Raw genomic sequence first — 16212 nt, forward strand, 5'->3', positions numbered from 1 at the left:
AGCCGTCGGCCGATCGTCCGGCCGGACGATCGGCCGACGGCTCACGGCCGACCGGCCGTCCGGTCCCGCACCGGGACCGTACCGGGACCCGGCCGCCTCCCGCAGCGCCCGCGGTGACTGCGCCGGGGCGCACGGGGCCCGTCCACCGGCGCGCGGCCCGGGTCGCGCCCGTCCGCCCGGCGCGGGCGAAAGTCGCGCACGGGGTCTTCCCGTTGCCGCGTCTTTCTGCAACTCTCCTCCCAAATCCCTTCGACCGGCGGGCATGAGCCTGTCCACGAGGCCTCTCCACCACCACGTCCGGAGTGCAGAAGTGATGCGTAAACGGACGCGTGGCCACGACCTGGCCGGGCTGCGCCGCCTGAACACCACGGTCGTCCTGCGCGCCCTGCACCGCCGCAGCCCGCAGACCCTCGCCGAACTCGCCGCAGGAACCGCCCTGTCCCGGCCCACCGTGGAGGCGGCCCTGGAGGACCTCACCGCCCAGGGCTGGGTCACCGAGGCGGCCGCGGGGGAGCGGGCGCGGGGCCGGCCCGCGCGGCGGTTCCGCTTCCGGGCCGAGGCCGGGTACGTGCTCGGCGCCGATATAGGGCTGCACAAGATGGTGCTGCTCCTGGCCGACCTCGGCGGCACCGTCCTCGCCCACGAGCGCGCGGACATCGACCCGGCGATGGGCGGCGGCCCCCGCCTCGCGCTGCTCCAGCGCTCCATGGAGGACTTCCTCGCCGCGCACGGCGCCCGCCGCGACGCGGTGCGCGCGCGGTGCGTCGGCGTCCCCGGCGTCGTCGACACGGGCGGCCACGTCACCTCCGTCGTCGTGCCCGAGTGGTCCGGCGTCGACCTCGGGCGCCACCTCGCCGACGGCGAGCCCGGCCACACCCTCGTCGAGAACGACGTCAACCTCGCCGTCCTCGCCGAGCGCTGGCAGGGCGCCGCCACGCTCGCGGGGGACGTGGTGTGCGTGCTCACCGGCCACCGCGTGTCCTGCGCCCTGGCCATCGGCGGGCGGCTGCACCGCGGCGGCCGGGGTGGCGCCGGGGAACTCGGCCTGCTGCCGCTGCTCGGCCTGAACACCGCGCAGGACGCCCTCGCCTGGCCGGGCCCGCGCCGGCCGGGCGAGTCGGAGGTGGCCGCGCTCGCGCGTGCCGCGGACGCCGCGGACCCGCGGGCGCTCGCCGCCACCGCGGACTTCGCCGACCGTCTGACGCCCGGCATCGCCGCCCTCGCGCTCGCCGTCGACCCCGAGCTGATCGTGCTCACCGGCGGCGCCACACCGCTCGGCTCCCACCTGGTGCCGCTCCTCGAGGAGCGGCTGCGCCCGCTGACACTGCACCTGCCGCGCGTCGCGCTGAGCACGCTCGGCGAGCGCGGCGTGGCCCTCGGCGCCGTACGCAAGGCCCTCGACCGCGTGGAGGAGGAACTGCTCGCGGACCCGGCGGACTAGCCCGCCGGTCCCCTCACCCCCGAACCGACCCGAAGCGGAGGCGCGTATGCGCAGGAGGACCCTCCTCTGCTCTGGCCTGGCGGCCGCGTCGGCACCCGTGCTCGCCGCCTGCTCGGACCAGGGCGGCGGCAGCGAGAGCGGCGGCCGCACCACCCTCTCGTACGGCATGTGGGACCCGGCGCAGGTCCCGGGCATGAAGAAGATCATCGCCGCCTTCGAGCGGCGGAACCCCGGGATATCCGTGCGCATCGAGCTCACCCCGTGGGCCACCTACTGGACCACGCTGAAGACCTCGATGCGCGGCGGCACCGCCCCCGACGTGTTCTGGATGAACGCCGTCAACTTCCAGCTCTACGCCGCCCACGGCGTCCTGGAGCCGCTGTCCGAGCACATCCGGCGCGACGGCACACCGCTGGACCGCCACCCCCGGCAGCTCGTACGGCTCTACGCGTACCGGGGCACCCAGTACGGCATCCCGAAGGACTTCGACACCATCGGGCTCTGGTACAACAAGGACCTCTTCGACAAGGCGCGCGTCCCCTACCCCGACACCACGTGGACCTGGGACGACCTGCGCGACGCCGCCGCCGAGCTGACCAATCCGCGCGAGCGGGTGCACGGCTACGCCGCCGAGATGCAGCGGCAGATCGTCATCTACCCCGCCGTGTTCGGCGCCGGCGGCTACGTCCTGCGCGACGGCCGCTCCGGCTTCGGCGACGAGCGGACCATCGAGGGCCTGCGCTTCCTCACCGACATGATCGACCGCGGCTGGTCGCCGCCGCAGAGCGCGATGGTGGAGAACATCGGCCGGGTGCGCTTCTGGTCGGAGAAGGCGGCCATGGTGAACGACCTGTCCGCGATGGCCGGGCAGATGTACGCGGTGCCCGCGCTGAAGGACCACGGCGGCGTCACCGTCCTGCCCAAGGGCCGCGAGCGGGCCACCGTCATCCACGGCCTCGCCAACGTCGTCTCCGCCAAGAGCGACAAGAAGACGGCGGCCTGGAAGTTCGTGCACTTCATGGCGGGTCGCGAGGCCGCCGTGATCCAGGCCGAGTCGGGCGTGACGATCTCCAGCTACGCGGGCACGCAGGACGCCTGGATCTCGTCGATGCCGGAGTTCGACCTCCGGCACTTCATCGACATGAAGGAGTACGGCGCCCCCTACCCCAGCTCGAAGAACACCGCCGTCTGGGAGAACCTCCAATACCCGCTCCTGGGCGCCGCGTTCAGCGGCAAGGGCGGTGTCGAGGAGGCCGCGCGCACCCTCGGCGAGCAGATGGACCGGGCCCTGAAGGAGGAGCGCGACACATGAGTGTCTTCCCCGCGACCGCCGCCGCGAAGGCCGCCGACCGGCGCGCCGCCCGCGCCGCGGGCACCGGCCCCGCCGGCCGCGACCAGCGCACCGCCTACCTGTTCGTCGCGCCGCTCGGCCTCGGCTTCGCGCTCTTCTACTTCTGGCCGATGATCCAGACGTTCTACTTCAGCTTCACCGAGTTCGGCCCCTTCGGCGGCCACACCTGGGTCGGCGGCGACAACTACGCCCGCGTCGTCAAGGACGTCACCGTCTGGCAGGCCCTCGGCAACACCGTCCTCTACTGCGGCATCGGGCTGACGGCCCTGCCGCTCGCCCTCGTCGTCGCCTCCCTGCTCAACCGCCGCGGCCTGCGCGCCGTGCCGCTCTACCGGGCCCTGTACTTCGTCCCGTTCGTCACTCTGCCCGTCGCCGTGGGCCTGGTGTGGAACTGGCTCTACAACGGCGACTTCGGGCTCCTGAACGAGGTGCTCGGCTGGTTCGGCGTGGACCGCCGCTACTGGGTCTCCGACCCCTCGACGGCCGTCTTCGCCATCGGCGCCGTCATGGTCTGGTCCACCACCGGCTACTACTTGATCCTCTTCATGGCCGGCATCAAGGGCATCCCGCAGGACTACTACGAGGCCGCCGAGCTGGACGGCGCCGGCGCGGTGCGGCGGTTCTTCACCATCACCCTGCCGCTGCTCAGCCCCACGATCTTCTTCGCGTCCGTCATCTGCATGATCCAGTCGCTCCAGGTCTTCGACCTGATCTACATCATGATGGGCGAGAAGAACCCGGCCGTCGGCGACACCCAATCCGTCGTCGGCCTCTTCTACAAGTGGGCCTTCATGGAGAACGCCCAGGGCGCCGCGGCCGCCCTCGCCTTCCTCCTGATGCTGCTCATCGCGGCCCTCACGTACCTCCAGTTCCGGCTCCAGAAGAGGTGGGTGCACTATGGGTGACTCGACCGCGCGCGGTGGCACGTTCTTTCCGGCGCGGACCGGTGATCCGGCGCCCGGCGGCCCCCCGCAGCGGACGCGGCGCCCCCGCCCGCGCCCCGGGTCCGTCGCCACCCACCTCGTGCTCTCCCTCGGCGCGCTCGTGATGATCTTCCCGTTCTGCTGGCAGCTCCTCACCGCCCTGAAGTCGCTCGCGGAGGTCTCGCGCGTCCCGCCGACGTTCCTGCCCGAGGACTGGAAGTGGTCCAGCTTCGACGAGGTGTTCACGGCGCTGCCGTTCCGCGAGATGCTCACCAACAGCGCCATCAACACCGTGGGCCGCACCGCCGGCCAGCTCGTGTTCTGCTCCCTGGCCGCCTACGCGTTCGCACGGATGCGCTTCAAGGGCCGCGACCTGCTGTTCGGCCTCTTCCTCTCCGTCCTGATGGTGCCGAGCTCCCTGCTCGTGCTGCCGCAGTACGACATCATCCAGAGCTTCGGGCTGCTGAACTCGGCGCCCGCGCTCTTCCTGCCCGGCATGTTCAGCGCCTTCGGCACCTTCCTGCTGCGCCAGGCGTTCCTCACGCTGCCCCGGGAGCTGGAGGAGGCCGCCCGCATCGACGGCGCGGGCTCCTTCCGCATCTTCTGGTCGGTCATGCTCCCGCTGATCCGGCCCGCCCTCGCCGCGCTCGCCGTCATCACCGCCATGGCGGCCTGGAACGACCTGCTGTGGCCCCTCATCGTCAACACCGACCCCGAGGCCATGCCGATCAGCGCGGGCCTGACCTCCCTGGAGGGCCAGTATGAGACCAACTACCCGGTGATGATGGCCGGTTCCCTGATCGCGAGCCTGCCGATGCTGCTCGTCTACGTCTTCCTCCAGCGGCACTTCGTGCAGAGCGTCGCCTCCTCCGGGGTGAAGAGCTGACCCGCCCGGCACCGTCGACGGCCCGGCACGCGCCCCGGCCGCAACCGCGACCGCCGCCGTACCGCGCCCGGACACAGCCGCCGTACCGCCCGGACACAGCCACCGCAAGGAACGGACCCGCCGCCGAACAGAGAGGGGCCACCGCCCTCATGCCACCGCTTTCCATCGGTCTGCTCGGCGCGGGCGGCATCGCCCGCGCCCACCTGCCCGGCTGGCTCGCCCTGGGTGCCACCGTCAGCGTGTACACCCAGGACGGCTCGGCCGAGAAGCTGGCCGCCGAGTACGCCGGACGCGGCCACGCCGTCACCGCCGTGCCCACCCTCGCCGACCTGCTCGACCGCTGCCGCGCCGTGGACATCTGCACCCCCACGCCCACCCACGGGGAGCTGGCGCTCGCCGCGATCGCCGCCGGGCGGCACGTCGTCTGCGAGAAGCCGCTCGCCCTGACCGTGCGGGAGGCCGAGGAGGTGGCCGCGGCCGCCGCGGCGGCGGGCGTCCACCTGCACCCCGCCCACGTGGTGCGCTACTTCCCCGCGTACGCGACCCTGCGCGCGGCCGTGGCCCACGGCGACCTCGGCCGGCTCGCCGTGCTGCGCTTCACCCGCGGCAGCGCGCGCCCGCAGTGGGCGCCGTGGTTCGGGGACCCCGCCCAGTCCGGCGGCGTGCTCCTGGACCTGATGGTGCACGACATCGACATCGCCCGCTGGGTCGCGGGCGAGGTGGTACGGGTGCACGCCCTCACCCGCGGCGCCGAGCGCGCCACCGGCACCCCCGCCGAGGTCGTCGCCGCCACCGCCGTGCTCACCCACGCGTCCGGCGCGATCACCCACGTGAGCGGCCTGTGGGGCCTGCCCGACCAGCCGTTCCGCACGACCTTCCGGGTCGCCGGGTCCGACGGGCTGCTGCACCACGACTCGGCCGCCGTGCCCGGCTTCCGCATCACCGCGCAGGGCGTACGCGCCCCGAACGAGGGCATCCCGTCGACGCCCATGACGGAGAGCCCCTACCTCACCCAGTTGCGCGAGTTCGCCGCCTCCTGGGACGACCCGGGGCTCGTGCCCCGGGTGGGCGCCGCCGACGGGGTGGCGGCGGTACGCGTCGCCTGCGCCGCCATCGAGTCGAGCCGCACGGGCCGGGCCGTCGACCTGCCCGCCGAGCAGAAGGAGTCCGCGTGCTGAAGGTCGCCGTCCTGTCGTTCGCCCACGTCCACGCGGCCGCGTACCTGCGGCTGCTGCGCGCCATGCCGGGCGTGGAGGTCCTCGGCAGCGACCCGGACACCGGGTCCGCCGCCCCCGGCGAGGTGCGCGGCGCCGCGCTCGCCGCCTCCCTCGGCGTCCCGTACGCGGACACCTACGACGAGGCCTTCGCCTGGGGGCCCGACGCCGTGCTGGTCTGCTCGGAGAACGCCCGGCACCGCCCGCTCGTCGAGCGCGCCGCCGCGCAGGGCGTGGACGTGCTGTGCGAGAAGCCCCTCGCCACGACCGTGGCGGACGGCGAGGCCATGGTCGCCGCGTGCCGCGCCGCCGGGGTCCGGCTCGCCGTGGCGCACCCGGTGCGCTTCAGCCCGGCGTACGCGGCCGTCAAACGCGCGGTCGCCGCCGGTGACACCGGCCGGGTCCTCACCGTGTCCGGCGCCAACAACGGGCACCTGCCGACCCGCGCGCGCCGCTGGTTCGCCGACCGCGAACTCGCGGGCGGGGGCGCGCTCATGGACCACACCGTCCACATCGCCGACCTGGTCGACGACCTCTTCGGGGCCCGCCCGCTGGAGGTGTACGCGCAGACCAACAACCTCCTGTACGAGGGCGAGACGGACGTGGAGACCAGCGGCCTGGTCACCGTGGCCTACGACAACGGCACCGTCGTCACCATCGACTGCAGTTGGTCCCACCCCCGCTCGCACCACTCCTGGGGCGGCCTGGAGATGACCGTGGTCGGCGAGCACGCGACGCTGGAGATGGACGCGTTCGACCAGAAGGTCCACGGCTACAGCGAGCGCGACGCCCGCGGCGTGGAACTGCCCTTCGGCGTGAACCTGGACGAACGCATGCTGCACGCCTTCCTCCACGGCCCCGCCCCCGACGGCCCCACGGTGCCCGACGGCGAATCGGCCCTCCGCACCCTCCGCATAGTGACAGCAAGCTACACATCGGCCCACACGGGAATGCCGGTCCCGATCTCTCACTAGGAGCCGGTGAGGACCGCCCCGAAGGGGCGCGGGGAACGGCGCGCCCAGCCAGAAACCGCCCCGAGTGCTGGGCGCCCCGCAAGGGGCGCGGGGAACTGCGCGCCCAGCCAGGGACGGTCCGCAGCCGACAACCAACACAGACAGGGCAGCGCACACCCCCGCCCCAGCACAGCGCAGCGTTCAGCCCCCGAAAAGCTGCGTCCAATACGTACCCGCCCGCCCCCCACCCGCGAACCCCACCCCAAGGTGCGTGAACGCGGGCTTGAGGATGTTGGCCCGGTGCCCCGGGCTGTCCATCCAGCCCCGCACGACCTCGGCGGGCGAGCGCTGGCCGCAGGCTATGTTCTCCCCGACGGCGCGGTGCGCGCTGCCCGCCGCCGCGGCCCGGTGCCACGGCTCGCTGCCGTCCGGCGCGGTGTGGGAGTAGAACGCGCGGGCGACCATGTCGTCGCTGTGCGCCTGCGCGGCCGCGGTCAGGCGCGGGTCCGCCGCGAGGGGACGCAGCCCGGCCGCCGCACGGTGGCCGTTGGTGAGCGCGAGGACCTCCGCCGCGAACCGGTCGAGCCCCCGCGGCGTGAACGGCTCCGCCCACACCGCCGTCCAGAACACGTCGCCGGAGCGGCCGCCGGGCGCCTGCCCCAGCCCGACGTGGGTGTGGGCCCGCTCCAGGACGGTCCGCCGGGAGTCACCGCCCCGCAGGCAGTAGTCGAGGAAGTCGGCCGGGGTGCGCGGCCCCGACACCAGGTGCTCGCCGACCGTCAGGTACACGTAACCGGCCGCCGTGACGCGCTGGTGCAGCGAGGTGCCGTCCGGGCCCTCCGAGCCGAGGGCCCCGCGCGCCGCCATGCCCGCCGCCTGCGCGCGGGCGGCGGCGGTGAGCCGGGCGTCCAGGGTGACGGCGGGCGCACCGGCGGCGGCACGCGCGGCGTTCACCCGGGCGAGGAAGTCCTGGAGCGGGCCCGGCGGCGCGGCACGGTCCGGCGCCCGCGCGGGGGCGGGCGCCTGGGGCGGCGGGGCAGCGGGCACGGCCACCAGGGGCCGCGCCATCACCACCGTGACGGCCTCGCTCGCGGCGACGCCGGGCTCGTCCGCCACGTCGAGCCCGAAGTCCCGCGCCACGCCCGCGAGCCCGTCCGCGTACCCCTGGCCGAGGGCGCGGAGCTTCCAGGCGGTGCCGCGGCGGTAGATCTCGGCGAGCAGCAGGACGGTCTCCGGCCCGAGACGGGGCGGGGCGAACCGCGCGACCGCCTCCCCGCGCGCGCCGCCGACCTGGAGGGCGACGGCGGGCAGGCGCCCCAGCGGGGTGCCGGGCTCGGCCGGGCTGACGACCAGCGTGACGCGGTCGGCGCCCGGGCGCAGCCGGCGGGGGTCGACCGTGAGCACGTCGCCGCTCAGCCGGGCGCCGGGCGCGGCGGGCTGGTTGTAGAACACGAAGTCCGCGTCGCCCGCGACCTTGCCGCCTTGGTCGGTGACCAGGGCGGACAGGTCGAAGGGGCCGGGCACGCGCAGCGTCAGGAGGCCGTCCGGCAGGGGCACGTTGCCCCCCGGGACCAGGTCGTTCATGGGCGCCGCCTGTCGGTCGGGTCGGACACCGCCCGCGTCGGCCGGGCGATCACCAGAGCAACGCGCGGCCCCGCCGCGGAGGTTCCCGCTCCGCGAGGGCGGCGGCGACCGGCCCGGGCGCCGGTATTAGCGTGGTGCCTGTGCGGGGCGACCCCCTGCACATCGGCCACAACTGAACAATTCGGACAAAAAGAGCAAACCAGACAGGACCGAGGTGCCCGCCCCATGCCCAGGCGTACGGAGCTGATCGAAGGACTCATGCAGCGGCACCCGCAGGTGCCGCGCGAGGCCGTGATCAAGGAGGACCTGCTGCGCGGCGGCGTGGCCTTCGACGAGTCGGCGCTCAGCGACAGCGCCAACGAGGCCTCCGGCGACGTCAAGCCCAAGTCGTACTTCATCTTCTCCTTCGACCACGGCACGCTGCCCGAGCTCGGCGCCGCCGCCCTGCGCCGCCCGCCGGAGGAGATCGTCCTGACCGGCGGCCCCTACGAGCTGCGCCGCACCGTGGTGTCGGTACGGGTCAACCCGTCCTCGCCGTACCGCGTGGCCGCCGACCGCGACGGCCTGCTCGGGCTCTACCTGGACGGGCAGCGGATCTCCGACGTCGGCGTGCCGCCGATGCCGGAGTACTACCGGCACAAGCTCGCGAACGGCAAGTCCGTCATGGAGGTGGCCCCCACCATCCAGTGGGGCTACCTGATCTACCTCACCGTCTTCCGGGTCTGCCAGTACTTCGGCGCCAAGGAGGAGTGCCAGTACTGCGACATCAACCACAACTGGCGCCAGCACAAGGCGGCGGGCCGCCCCTACACGGGCGTCAAGCCCGTCGAGGAGGTCCTGGAGGCGCTGGAGATCATCGACCGGTACGACACCGCGAAGGCGTCCACCGCGTACACGCTCACCGGCGGCGCCGTCACCTCGCGGGTCGGCGGCAAGGACGAGGCCGACTTCTACGGCCAGTACGCGAAGGCCATCGAGGAGCGCTTCCCCGGCCGCTGGATCGGCAAGGTCGTCGCCCAGGCGCTGCCCAAGGAGGACGTCCAGCGCTTCCACGACTACGGCGTGCGCATCTACCACCCGAACTACGAGGTGTGGGACCGCCGCCTGTTCGAGCTCTACTGCCCGGGCAAGGAGCGCTACGTCGGCCGCGACGAGTGGCACCGCCGCATCCTGGACTCCGCCGAGGTCTTCGGGCCGCGCAACGTCATCCCGAACTTCGTGGCGGGTGTCGAGATGGCCGAGCCCTTCGGCTTCACGACCGTCGACGAGGCCATCGACTCCACCGTCGAGGGCCTGCGCTACTTCATGGGCCACGGCATCACCCCGCGCTTCACCACCTGGTGCCCGGAGCCCACCACGCCGCTCGGCAAGGCCAACCCGCTGGGCGCACCGCTGGAGTACCACGTGCGCCTGCTCCAGGAGTACCGCGCGACCATGGCGGAGTTCGGCCTCTCCTCGCCGCCCGGGTACGGTCCCGCGGGGCCCGGCAACGCGGTCTTCTCGGTCAGCTCCTTCATGGACAGCCTCCCGGCCGAGGAAACGGTGCCGGAGCAGGTGTAACGCGCGGCCGTCCCTCCTCAGGGTGGGTGCGGGATCGATTCGGCAGCCCCGTCCGGGTGAGCGGGGCATACCGGGACACGGCGTCGGGCAGCTCTGCGGGCGTCATGAACACATTCGCACCTGGAAAGGATGCCGATGCGTCGTATCGCTGCCCTCGCCGTCGGAACACTCGCCCTGCTGGGGGTGCTCACCGCACCCGCCAACGCGGTGCCGGACCCCAATTGCGTCGTCACCGAAGCGACCGCTCTCCTCGACCTGTCGAGCGTGACGGTGCCGCCCGAGCTGCCGAACCCCACGGGGTGCCTCGCGCCCTGACGTGAGCGCCGGGGCCCGGGGGACCGCCCCCGGGCCCCGCCCTCGCCCGCCCTCGTAGACTGCGGCCACAAGATCCCGTACGGCCGGAGGCACCCCGTGAAAGTAACCGTGATCACCGGCGGCAGCCGTGGCATCGGCGCCGCCGTCGCGCTCCGCCTCGCCCACGACGGCCACGACATAGCCCTCGGCTACCGCTCGGACGAGGCCGCCGCCGGGCGGGCCGCCGAGGCCGTCCGCGCCACCGGCCGCCGCTGCGTCACCGTCGCCCTCGACACGGCCGACGAGCACGACGTGGACCGCCTCTTCGACACCGCCGCCGCCGAACTCGGCCCGGTCGCGGGACTGGTGAACAACGCGGGCGTCAGCGGCCCCAACGGCCCCCTCGCCGAGGCCGACGCGGACGGCATGCGCCGCGCGATCGACGTCAACGTCCTCGGCTACCTGCTCTGCGCCCGCCGCGCCGTGCGCGACATGACCGCCACCGGCGGCGGCGCGATCGTGAACGTCTCCTCGGCCGCGGCCACCCTCGGCAGCCCCGGCCAGTACGTCCACTACGCCGCGACGAAGGCCGCCGTGGACGCCATGACCGTCGGCCTCGCCAAGGAGGTCGCCCCGCTCGGCATCCGCGTCAACTGCGTGGCCCCGGGCGTGATCTGGACCGAGTTCCACGAGGACCCGCAGCGCCCCGCGAAGCTCGCGGACACCATCCCCCTGGGCCGCTCCGGCCGCCCCGAGGAGATCGGCGGCGCCGTGTCCTGGCTCCTGTCGGACGACGCCTCGTACGCGACGGGCGCGGTCCTGCGCGTCGCGGGCGGCATGTGAGCGGCCCCGTGCGCCTGGACCCGGCACGCCTGACCGACACCGTCGCCCTGCGCCCCGCCACGGCCGCGGACGCCGTGCCCCTCGCCGAGGCCTGCCGCCGCAGCCGCGCCCACCTCGAACCGTGGGAGCCCGTCCGCCCGGAGGAGTACTTCACGCCGCGCGGCCAGGAGGCGCGCCTGCGCCGGTACGAGGAGCAGCGGGCGGCGGGCCTGACCGCGCGCTGGCTGCTGTGGGACACGGCCGCCGCGCGGCCCACGGCCGTCGGCGGCATCACGCTGTCGAACATCACCCTGGGCCCGTTCCGCAGCGCGAACCTCGGCTACTGGATCGACGTCGGGTACGTCGGCCGCGGCCTCGCCACCGCCGCCGTCGAGGCGGTGTGCGCCGCCGCCGACGCGCGCCTCGGCCTGCACCGCCTGGAGGCGGGCACCCTCGTGGACAACGCGGCCTCGCAGCGTGTGCTCGCCAAGTGCGGCTTCACCCAGTTCGGCCTGGCGCCCGCCTATCTGCACATCAACGGCGCCTGGCGCGACCACCGGCTGTTCCAGCGCCTGCTCAACGACCGCGCGCCGTAGGGCGATCGGGGTGGCGGGCCCGGGTTTTGTCATCCCGGTACCTAGACCGGCCCGCCCCGACGCCCCACTGTGGTCCCTCCAGTCCGCCCGTATGCGGGGATCCGTGGGGAGGGGACCAGCCGTGAGACGAAGACGATTTGTGTCAGGGACGCTCGGCGCGCTGTCGGGGGTCGCGCTCGGCCCGGCCACGGCCCGCGCCGCCACCCCGGCGCCGCGGACCCAGGACTGGCAGGCGGTGCCCGCGCCCGGCAGCGTCCCGCCCGCGCAACTGCGCCGGATCGCCGCCGCCGGACCCCGCCTCGCCTGGGCCGTGGGCGAGGAGAGCGTGGGCGGCTCGTGGCGGGGGCTCGCCATGGTCTGGAACGGCACCGCCTGGACGAAGACGGGCCTCGCCTACGAGGGGCGCCTGACCGACGTGGCCGGGGTGTGCGCCGCCGCGGCGTGGAGCGTGGGCTCGCCCACCGGCGGGGCGAGTCCGCTGCTGCGCTGGGACGGCGCCGCCTGGCGCGAGGCCGCGTTCCCCGGCAAGGGCGAGCCGGACGTGCGCCTGGGCGCGGTCGCCGTGGGGTCCGACCGGCGGGTGTGGGTCGGCGGCACCCGGGGCGGCACCACGCGCCTGCTGCACCGGGACGGCACGCGGTGGCGGTGGCTCGACCCGCTGCCGGTCGCGGGCGTGAACCTGTACCGGGTGGTGCTCCGCACGCCCGACGAGGTGTGGGTGTGCGGCGACCAGACGTACGGCAACGGCTGGGCCGGGTTCGTGGCCCGGTGGAACGGCGCGTGGACGGTGCTGCCGCCGCTCGTGGGCCTGCGGCAGAGCGTCGCCGACGTCCACCCGGTGGCCGCGGACGACGTCTGGGCCGTGGGCAACGAGTTCGGCGCCGGCGGGCCGCCCGGACGCCCGGGCAACCCGATCCTGCGGCACTGGAACGGCACCGCCTGGACCCAGGTGGACGCGGGCTTCACGCTCGGCTCGCTCTCCGGCGTCGCGGGCGACACCCAGGGGCGCCCGGCGTGGATCGCGGGCTGGAACCACCAGGACCAGGCCCGCGCCACGTATCTGCGCTTCGACAACGGCACCTGGACCGTCGTCCGCGGCCCGGCGGCCCCGGACCGGGCGCCGTACCTCAACGACGTCACGCAGATCCCCGGCACCGCGGGCTTCTGGTCGGCCGGGATGACGCGGTCCTCGCCGTACCCGCCGACGGAGGCCTACACGGAGCGCCTCGACGGCTGAGCGGGACCACCGCGGACATAATCCGTGGCCCCGTCCCCAGGACGGCCGCTAAGCTCGGTGATCATGAACCGACGCAAGCGGAAGAAGCTCACCCGCCACCTCTTCGAGGCCCTCTGGCCGGGTGACACCGCTCGCCTGCGGGCCGTCCTGCGGGCCGGGGCCGGCCCCGAGTGGCGCGACAGCGACGGCATGACGCCGCTGTACAGCGCCGCCGTGAGCGGCAGGACGAAGATCGTCCGCGTGCTGCTCGTGGCCGGTGCGGCCCCGGACACCGAGAGCCGCGGCCTGGGCTCGGAGGGCACGCCCCTGTGCGCGGCCGCCTGCTGGGGCCACACCGAGACCGTGCGCGCCCTCCTGGAGCACGGCGCGGACCCGAACCTGCGGGAGGAGGACGGCACCGGCCGGGCGCCGCTGGACTGGGCGCTCGACATGCACCACGCACAGACCGCCGACCTCCTCGTCGCGGCCGGGGCCGTGCCCCGCGCGCGTACCTGACGGGCTGAGCGGCGCGCCGGGTCAGTCGCCGAGCAGCGCGTCGCCCTCCGCGCTCCTGCGGTAGCGGACGACCTGCCGGTCCCGCTCCCGCAGCACGAGGCCCGAGCGGTGCAGCACGCCCAGGTGGTAGGAGACCGTGGCGGGCGCGAGCCGGTGCCGGGCGGCGAGTTCGCCGGTGGTGCGGGGCGCGGCGAGGTCCCCGAGCAGCGCGGCCCGGCTCCGGCCGAGGAGCCGGGCCACGGCCGGTCGCCGGGGCCGGTCGGCGGCGGCGCCGACGCCCGTGGCCGGATAGCCGAGCACCGCGGTGCCGGGCTCGGCCACCTGGACGCTGACCTGCGGCCAGGACGCCGCCATGGGCGTGAGCACCACGTCGGCGCCCCGGTGGTGGACGGTCTCGTCGTAGTCCTTGCGGATCGTCAGCCGGCCGTCGGCCCACGCGATGTCGGGGTGCAGCGACCTCAGCACGTGCCCGACGCCGTACGTGGCCATCTCGCCGGAGCGCGCGGCCACGTCGGCGTCGAGGACCGACTTCAGGCCGCTCCAGCCGTCGGCGACCGCGTCCTGCCAGAACTGCCGCAGCCCGTTGGCGGCGCGCGCGGCGAACACCCCGGCCTGCACCGCGTCGAGCACGTCCCCGGGCACGGGCCCGTCGAGGAAGCGCACTTCGCACACCTGGTACGCGGCCTCCTCCGGCGGCGTCCCCGCGACCGCCTGGAGCTGCTCGGCGAGCGTGCGCCGGGCCGGGCCCGGGGCGGGCTTCGGCGTGAGGAGGTCCGGCATGTACGTCGGCCCGCCCGGGACGGACAGGCACTGCGCGACCAGGCGGACGTCGGGGTGGCGCAGCGCCCAGCGGGCCGCGGCCCCCGGGTCGCCGAACACCGGGTGCCGCCCGCCGGTCACGGCGTACCGCAGCCACCAGACGGCTTCGAGCGCGGGCGACACGGCGAGGCGGATCCGGCCGACGGACTCCGCGTCCAGGTGCGCGTGGATCACGCCCCGGATGCTAGCGGGGCACCCCCGGGCCCGCGCGACGCGGAACCCGGCCATTCGAACGTCGTCGAATTCCTCACGCCCCGCGGGCGCGCGGGAGTTCACTGGAGCGCGAGGCGGGAACGCCGACGCGGGCCGGGCCCTCACGGGGGAGTGCCCGGCCCGCGCGACTGCGGTCCAGCGGTGCTGCGCGTGCCAGAGGCGCTGGACGCGTGCCGGAGGCGCTGAACGCGTGCCAGAGGCGCTCAACGCGTACCGGAGGCGTCAGATGATGCCCTCGGCGATCTCCGCCTGCTCCTTGTCCGTGCCGTACGCGGCCGGCGTGTTGTAGGAGCGGCGCGCCACGAACCACCACACGGTGGCCAGGAGCAGCACCACGGCCAGCGCGATGGACGCGTAGTTCATGGTGTCGGCGGTCACCGGGGAGGACTGCGGCAGGCAGAACAGGACCGTCACGAAGGCGACCCAGCACACCGCGATCCAGCCGACGGGCTTGCTCCACCGGCCCAGGTTCCACGGCCCCGGCCGGAACCGGTCGCCCGCCCGCAGGCGCAGCAGCACCGGGATGGCGTACGCGGGCGTGATGCCGATGACGTTGATGGCGGTGACGGCGCCGTACGCGGTCTTCGAGTACAGCGACGGCAGCGCGATGAGGGCCGCGAGGCCCACCGACAGCCACACGGCGGGCACCGGCACCTGCGTCTTGGTGCTCACCTTGCGCCACAGCGTGGAGCCCGGCAGTGCGCCGTCGCGGCTGAAGGCGAAGACCATCCGGCTGGCCGCGGCCGTCTCGGCGTTGCCGCAGAACAACTGCGCCACGATCACGATGAGCATCAGCGCGGTGGCGCCGGACGTGCCGAGCCCGTCGAGGAAGATCTGCGCGGGCGGCACCCCGGTGTCGGAGGCCTGTGTGCCCTTGTAGTCCTGGATGGCGAAGGTGAGCCCGGCGAGGAGCACGAACCCGGCGATCCAGGAGACCCAGATGGCGCGGACGATGCCGCGCGCGGCGGTCACGGAGGCGTTGGAGGTCTCCTCGGACAGGTGCGCCGAGGCGTCGTACCCGGAGAACGTGTACTGGGCGAGCAGCAGGCCGATCACGCACACGTACAGCGGGCTCGACCAGCCGGTGTCGTTGACGAACTCGCCGAACACGAACGACGGCGACTGGTGCGAGTCCGGGACGATCGCGAGGACGCCGACGATCACCGCGACGCCCGCCAGGTGCCACCACACGGAGATGGAGTTGAGGAGGCTGACGAGGCGGACGTTGAACAGGTTCAGGACCGCGTGCAGCAGCAGGATGCACAGGAAGATGACGAAGGTGGAGCCGGCGGTCGGCGTGAAGTCGGTGTGCATGCTCAGCAGGGCGCCGCTGAACAGGGCCGCGCCGTAGTCGATGCCCGCGATCGCGCCGAGCAGGCCGAGCAGGTTCAGCCAGCCCGTGTACCAGCCCCAGCGCCGCCCGCCGAGCCGGTCCGCCATGTAGTACAGGGCGCCCGACGTGGGGTAGGCGCTGGTGACCTCGGCGAGCGCCAGACCGACGAACAGGACCATCAGGCCGACCCCGGCCCAGCCCCACATCATCACCGCGGGCCCGCCGGTGCCGAGGCCGAAGCCGTACAGCGTCATGCAGCCGGACAGGATGGAGATGACGGAGAAGCTGATGGCGAAGTTGCCGAACCCGCCCATGCGGCGGGCGAGGACGGGCTGGTAGCCGAGCTCCCTCAGCCGCTGCTCCTCGTCGGGCAGGGGTGGTATCGCGGCGGAACTCGACACGGTGGTGCGGGACACGGATCAACCTCCGGGAGAGCGGGGGTGCGGGGGTGTGGGGTGCGCCAGGGGGGTGACGCGGTACTGGGGTGGTGC

Annotated in this window: 15 protein-coding genes; 12 read left to right on the forward strand and 3 right to left on the reverse strand. The window is 74.2% G+C overall.

Annotated features, from left to right (window positions below; translation table 11 throughout):
* Positions 1-313: 313 nt before the first annotated feature.
* The 6 genes from IE330_RS08450 to IE330_RS08475 all read left to right on the forward strand — a co-directional run bounded on the left by IE330_RS08450 (position 314) and on the right by IE330_RS08475 (position 6789).
* Positions 314-1441, forward strand: a complete 1128-nt coding sequence (locus tag IE330_RS08450) for an ROK family transcriptional regulator (RefSeq protein ID WP_190135258.1) — start codon at positions 314-316, stop codon at positions 1439-1441.
* Between the two features lie 46 nt (positions 1442-1487).
* Positions 1488-2753: an ABC transporter substrate-binding protein gene (locus IE330_RS08455; protein WP_190135259.1), complete on the forward strand. Its 1266-nt coding sequence runs from the start codon at positions 1488-1490 to the stop codon at positions 2751-2753.
* Entirely contained in the window at positions 2750-3697 is a 948-nt protein-coding gene (locus IE330_RS08460) for a carbohydrate ABC transporter permease (protein ID WP_190135260.1), read from the forward strand. The genes IE330_RS08455 and IE330_RS08460 overlap by 4 nt, the downstream gene beginning before the upstream one ends.
* On the forward strand, positions 3690-4601 hold the full coding sequence (locus IE330_RS08465; RefSeq protein ID WP_229925483.1) for a carbohydrate ABC transporter permease: 912 nt from the start codon (positions 3690-3692) through the stop codon (positions 4599-4601). Before IE330_RS08460 ends, IE330_RS08465 begins: the two co-directional genes overlap by 8 nt.
* Before the next feature lie 149 nt (positions 4602-4750).
* A complete protein-coding gene (locus IE330_RS08470; protein WP_190135261.1) occupies positions 4751-5779 on the forward strand; it encodes a Gfo/Idh/MocA family protein in 1029 nt (342 codons plus the stop codon).
* Complete coding sequence (locus IE330_RS08475; RefSeq protein ID WP_229925484.1) at positions 5773-6789, forward strand: Gfo/Idh/MocA family protein; 1017 nt, start codon at positions 5773-5775, stop codon at positions 6787-6789. The genes IE330_RS08470 and IE330_RS08475 overlap by 7 nt, the downstream gene beginning before the upstream one ends.
* A 180-nt stretch (positions 6790-6969) precedes the next feature.
* Here the strand turns inward: IE330_RS08475 and IE330_RS08480 are convergent, their stop codons facing one another.
* Positions 6970-8352 (reverse strand): CAP domain-containing protein, encoded by a 1383-nt coding sequence (locus IE330_RS08480; RefSeq protein ID WP_190135262.1) that lies wholly within the window; start codon positions 8350-8352, stop codon positions 6970-6972.
* Positions 8353-8577: 225 nt separating this feature from the next.
* On the opposite strand from IE330_RS08480, the gene IE330_RS08485 reads away from it, so the two are divergent.
* From IE330_RS08485 to IE330_RS08510, 6 genes are all read left to right on the forward strand, one after another.
* Complete coding sequence (locus IE330_RS08485; RefSeq protein WP_190135263.1) at positions 8578-9912, forward strand: radical SAM protein; 1335 nt, start codon at positions 8578-8580, stop codon at positions 9910-9912.
* A 135-nt stretch (positions 9913-10047) separates the two neighbouring features.
* Positions 10048-10227, forward strand: a complete 180-nt coding sequence (locus IE330_RS08490) for a hypothetical protein (protein WP_190135264.1) — start codon at positions 10048-10050, stop codon at positions 10225-10227.
* A gap of 96 nt (positions 10228-10323) precedes the next feature.
* A complete protein-coding gene (locus IE330_RS08495) occupies positions 10324-11049 on the forward strand; it encodes an SDR family NAD(P)-dependent oxidoreductase (RefSeq protein ID WP_229925485.1) in 726 nt (241 codons plus the stop codon).
* The gene (locus tag IE330_RS08500) at positions 11046-11624 is read left to right on the forward strand and encodes a GNAT family N-acetyltransferase (protein WP_229925486.1); all 579 of its coding nucleotides are present in this window, start codon (positions 11046-11048) and stop codon (positions 11622-11624) included. Before IE330_RS08495 ends, IE330_RS08500 begins: the two co-directional genes overlap by 4 nt.
* A 139-nt stretch (positions 11625-11763) precedes the next feature.
* The gene (locus IE330_RS08505) at positions 11764-12861 is read left to right on the forward strand and encodes a hypothetical protein (RefSeq protein WP_190135265.1); all 1098 of its coding nucleotides are present in this window, start codon (positions 11764-11766) and stop codon (positions 12859-12861) included.
* Positions 12862-12924: 63 nt separating this feature from the next.
* Positions 12925-13356, forward strand: a complete 432-nt coding sequence (locus tag IE330_RS08510; protein ID WP_190135266.1) for an ankyrin repeat domain-containing protein — start codon at positions 12925-12927, stop codon at positions 13354-13356.
* A gap of 21 nt (positions 13357-13377) precedes the next feature.
* Here IE330_RS08510 and IE330_RS08515 read toward each other — a convergent pair whose 3' ends face one another.
* The gene (locus IE330_RS08515) at positions 13378-14349 is read right to left on the reverse strand and encodes an ArsR/SmtB family transcription factor (protein ID WP_190135267.1); all 972 of its coding nucleotides are present in this window, start codon (positions 14347-14349) and stop codon (positions 13378-13380) included.
* 261 nt (positions 14350-14610) lie between these two features.
* Complete coding sequence (locus tag IE330_RS08520) at positions 14611-16137, reverse strand: amino acid permease (protein ID WP_190135268.1); 1527 nt, start codon at positions 16135-16137, stop codon at positions 14611-14613.
* Positions 16138-16212: the final 75 nt, after the last annotated feature.

Source organism: Streptomyces longispororuber, from assembly GCF_014656095.1.
GTDB classification, from domain to species: Bacteria; Actinomycetota; Actinomycetes; order Streptomycetales; family Streptomycetaceae; genus Streptomyces; species Streptomyces longispororuber.

What these genes read in the sequence shown, in the direction of transcription:
- IE330_RS08450 (WP_190135258.1), top strand. Translation starts at nt 314, where the DNA reads ATGCGTAAACGGACGCGTGGCCACGACCTGGCCGGGCTGCGCCGCCTG.
- IE330_RS08455 (WP_190135259.1), top strand. Translation starts at nt 1,488, where the DNA reads ATGCGCAGGAGGACCCTCCTCTGCTCTGGCCTGGCGGCCGCGTCGGCA.
- IE330_RS08460 (WP_190135260.1), top strand. Translation starts at nt 2,750, where the DNA reads ATGAGTGTCTTCCCCGCGACCGCCGCCGCGAAGGCCGCCGACCGGCGC.
- IE330_RS08465 (WP_229925483.1), top strand. Translation starts at nt 3,690, where the DNA reads ATGGGTGACTCGACCGCGCGCGGTGGCACGTTCTTTCCGGCGCGGACC.
- IE330_RS08470 (WP_190135261.1), top strand. Translation starts at nt 4,751, where the DNA reads ATGCCACCGCTTTCCATCGGTCTGCTCGGCGCGGGCGGCATCGCCCGC.
- IE330_RS08480 (WP_190135262.1), bottom strand. Translation starts at nt 8,352, where the DNA reads ATGAACGACCTGGTCCCGGGGGGCAACGTGCCCCTGCCGGACGGCCTC.
- IE330_RS08485 (WP_190135263.1), top strand. Translation starts at nt 8,578, where the DNA reads ATGCCCAGGCGTACGGAGCTGATCGAAGGACTCATGCAGCGGCACCCG.
- IE330_RS08490 (WP_190135264.1), top strand. Translation starts at nt 10,048, where the DNA reads ATGCGTCGTATCGCTGCCCTCGCCGTCGGAACACTCGCCCTGCTGGGG.
- IE330_RS08510 (WP_190135266.1), top strand. Translation starts at nt 12,925, where the DNA reads ATGAACCGACGCAAGCGGAAGAAGCTCACCCGCCACCTCTTCGAGGCC.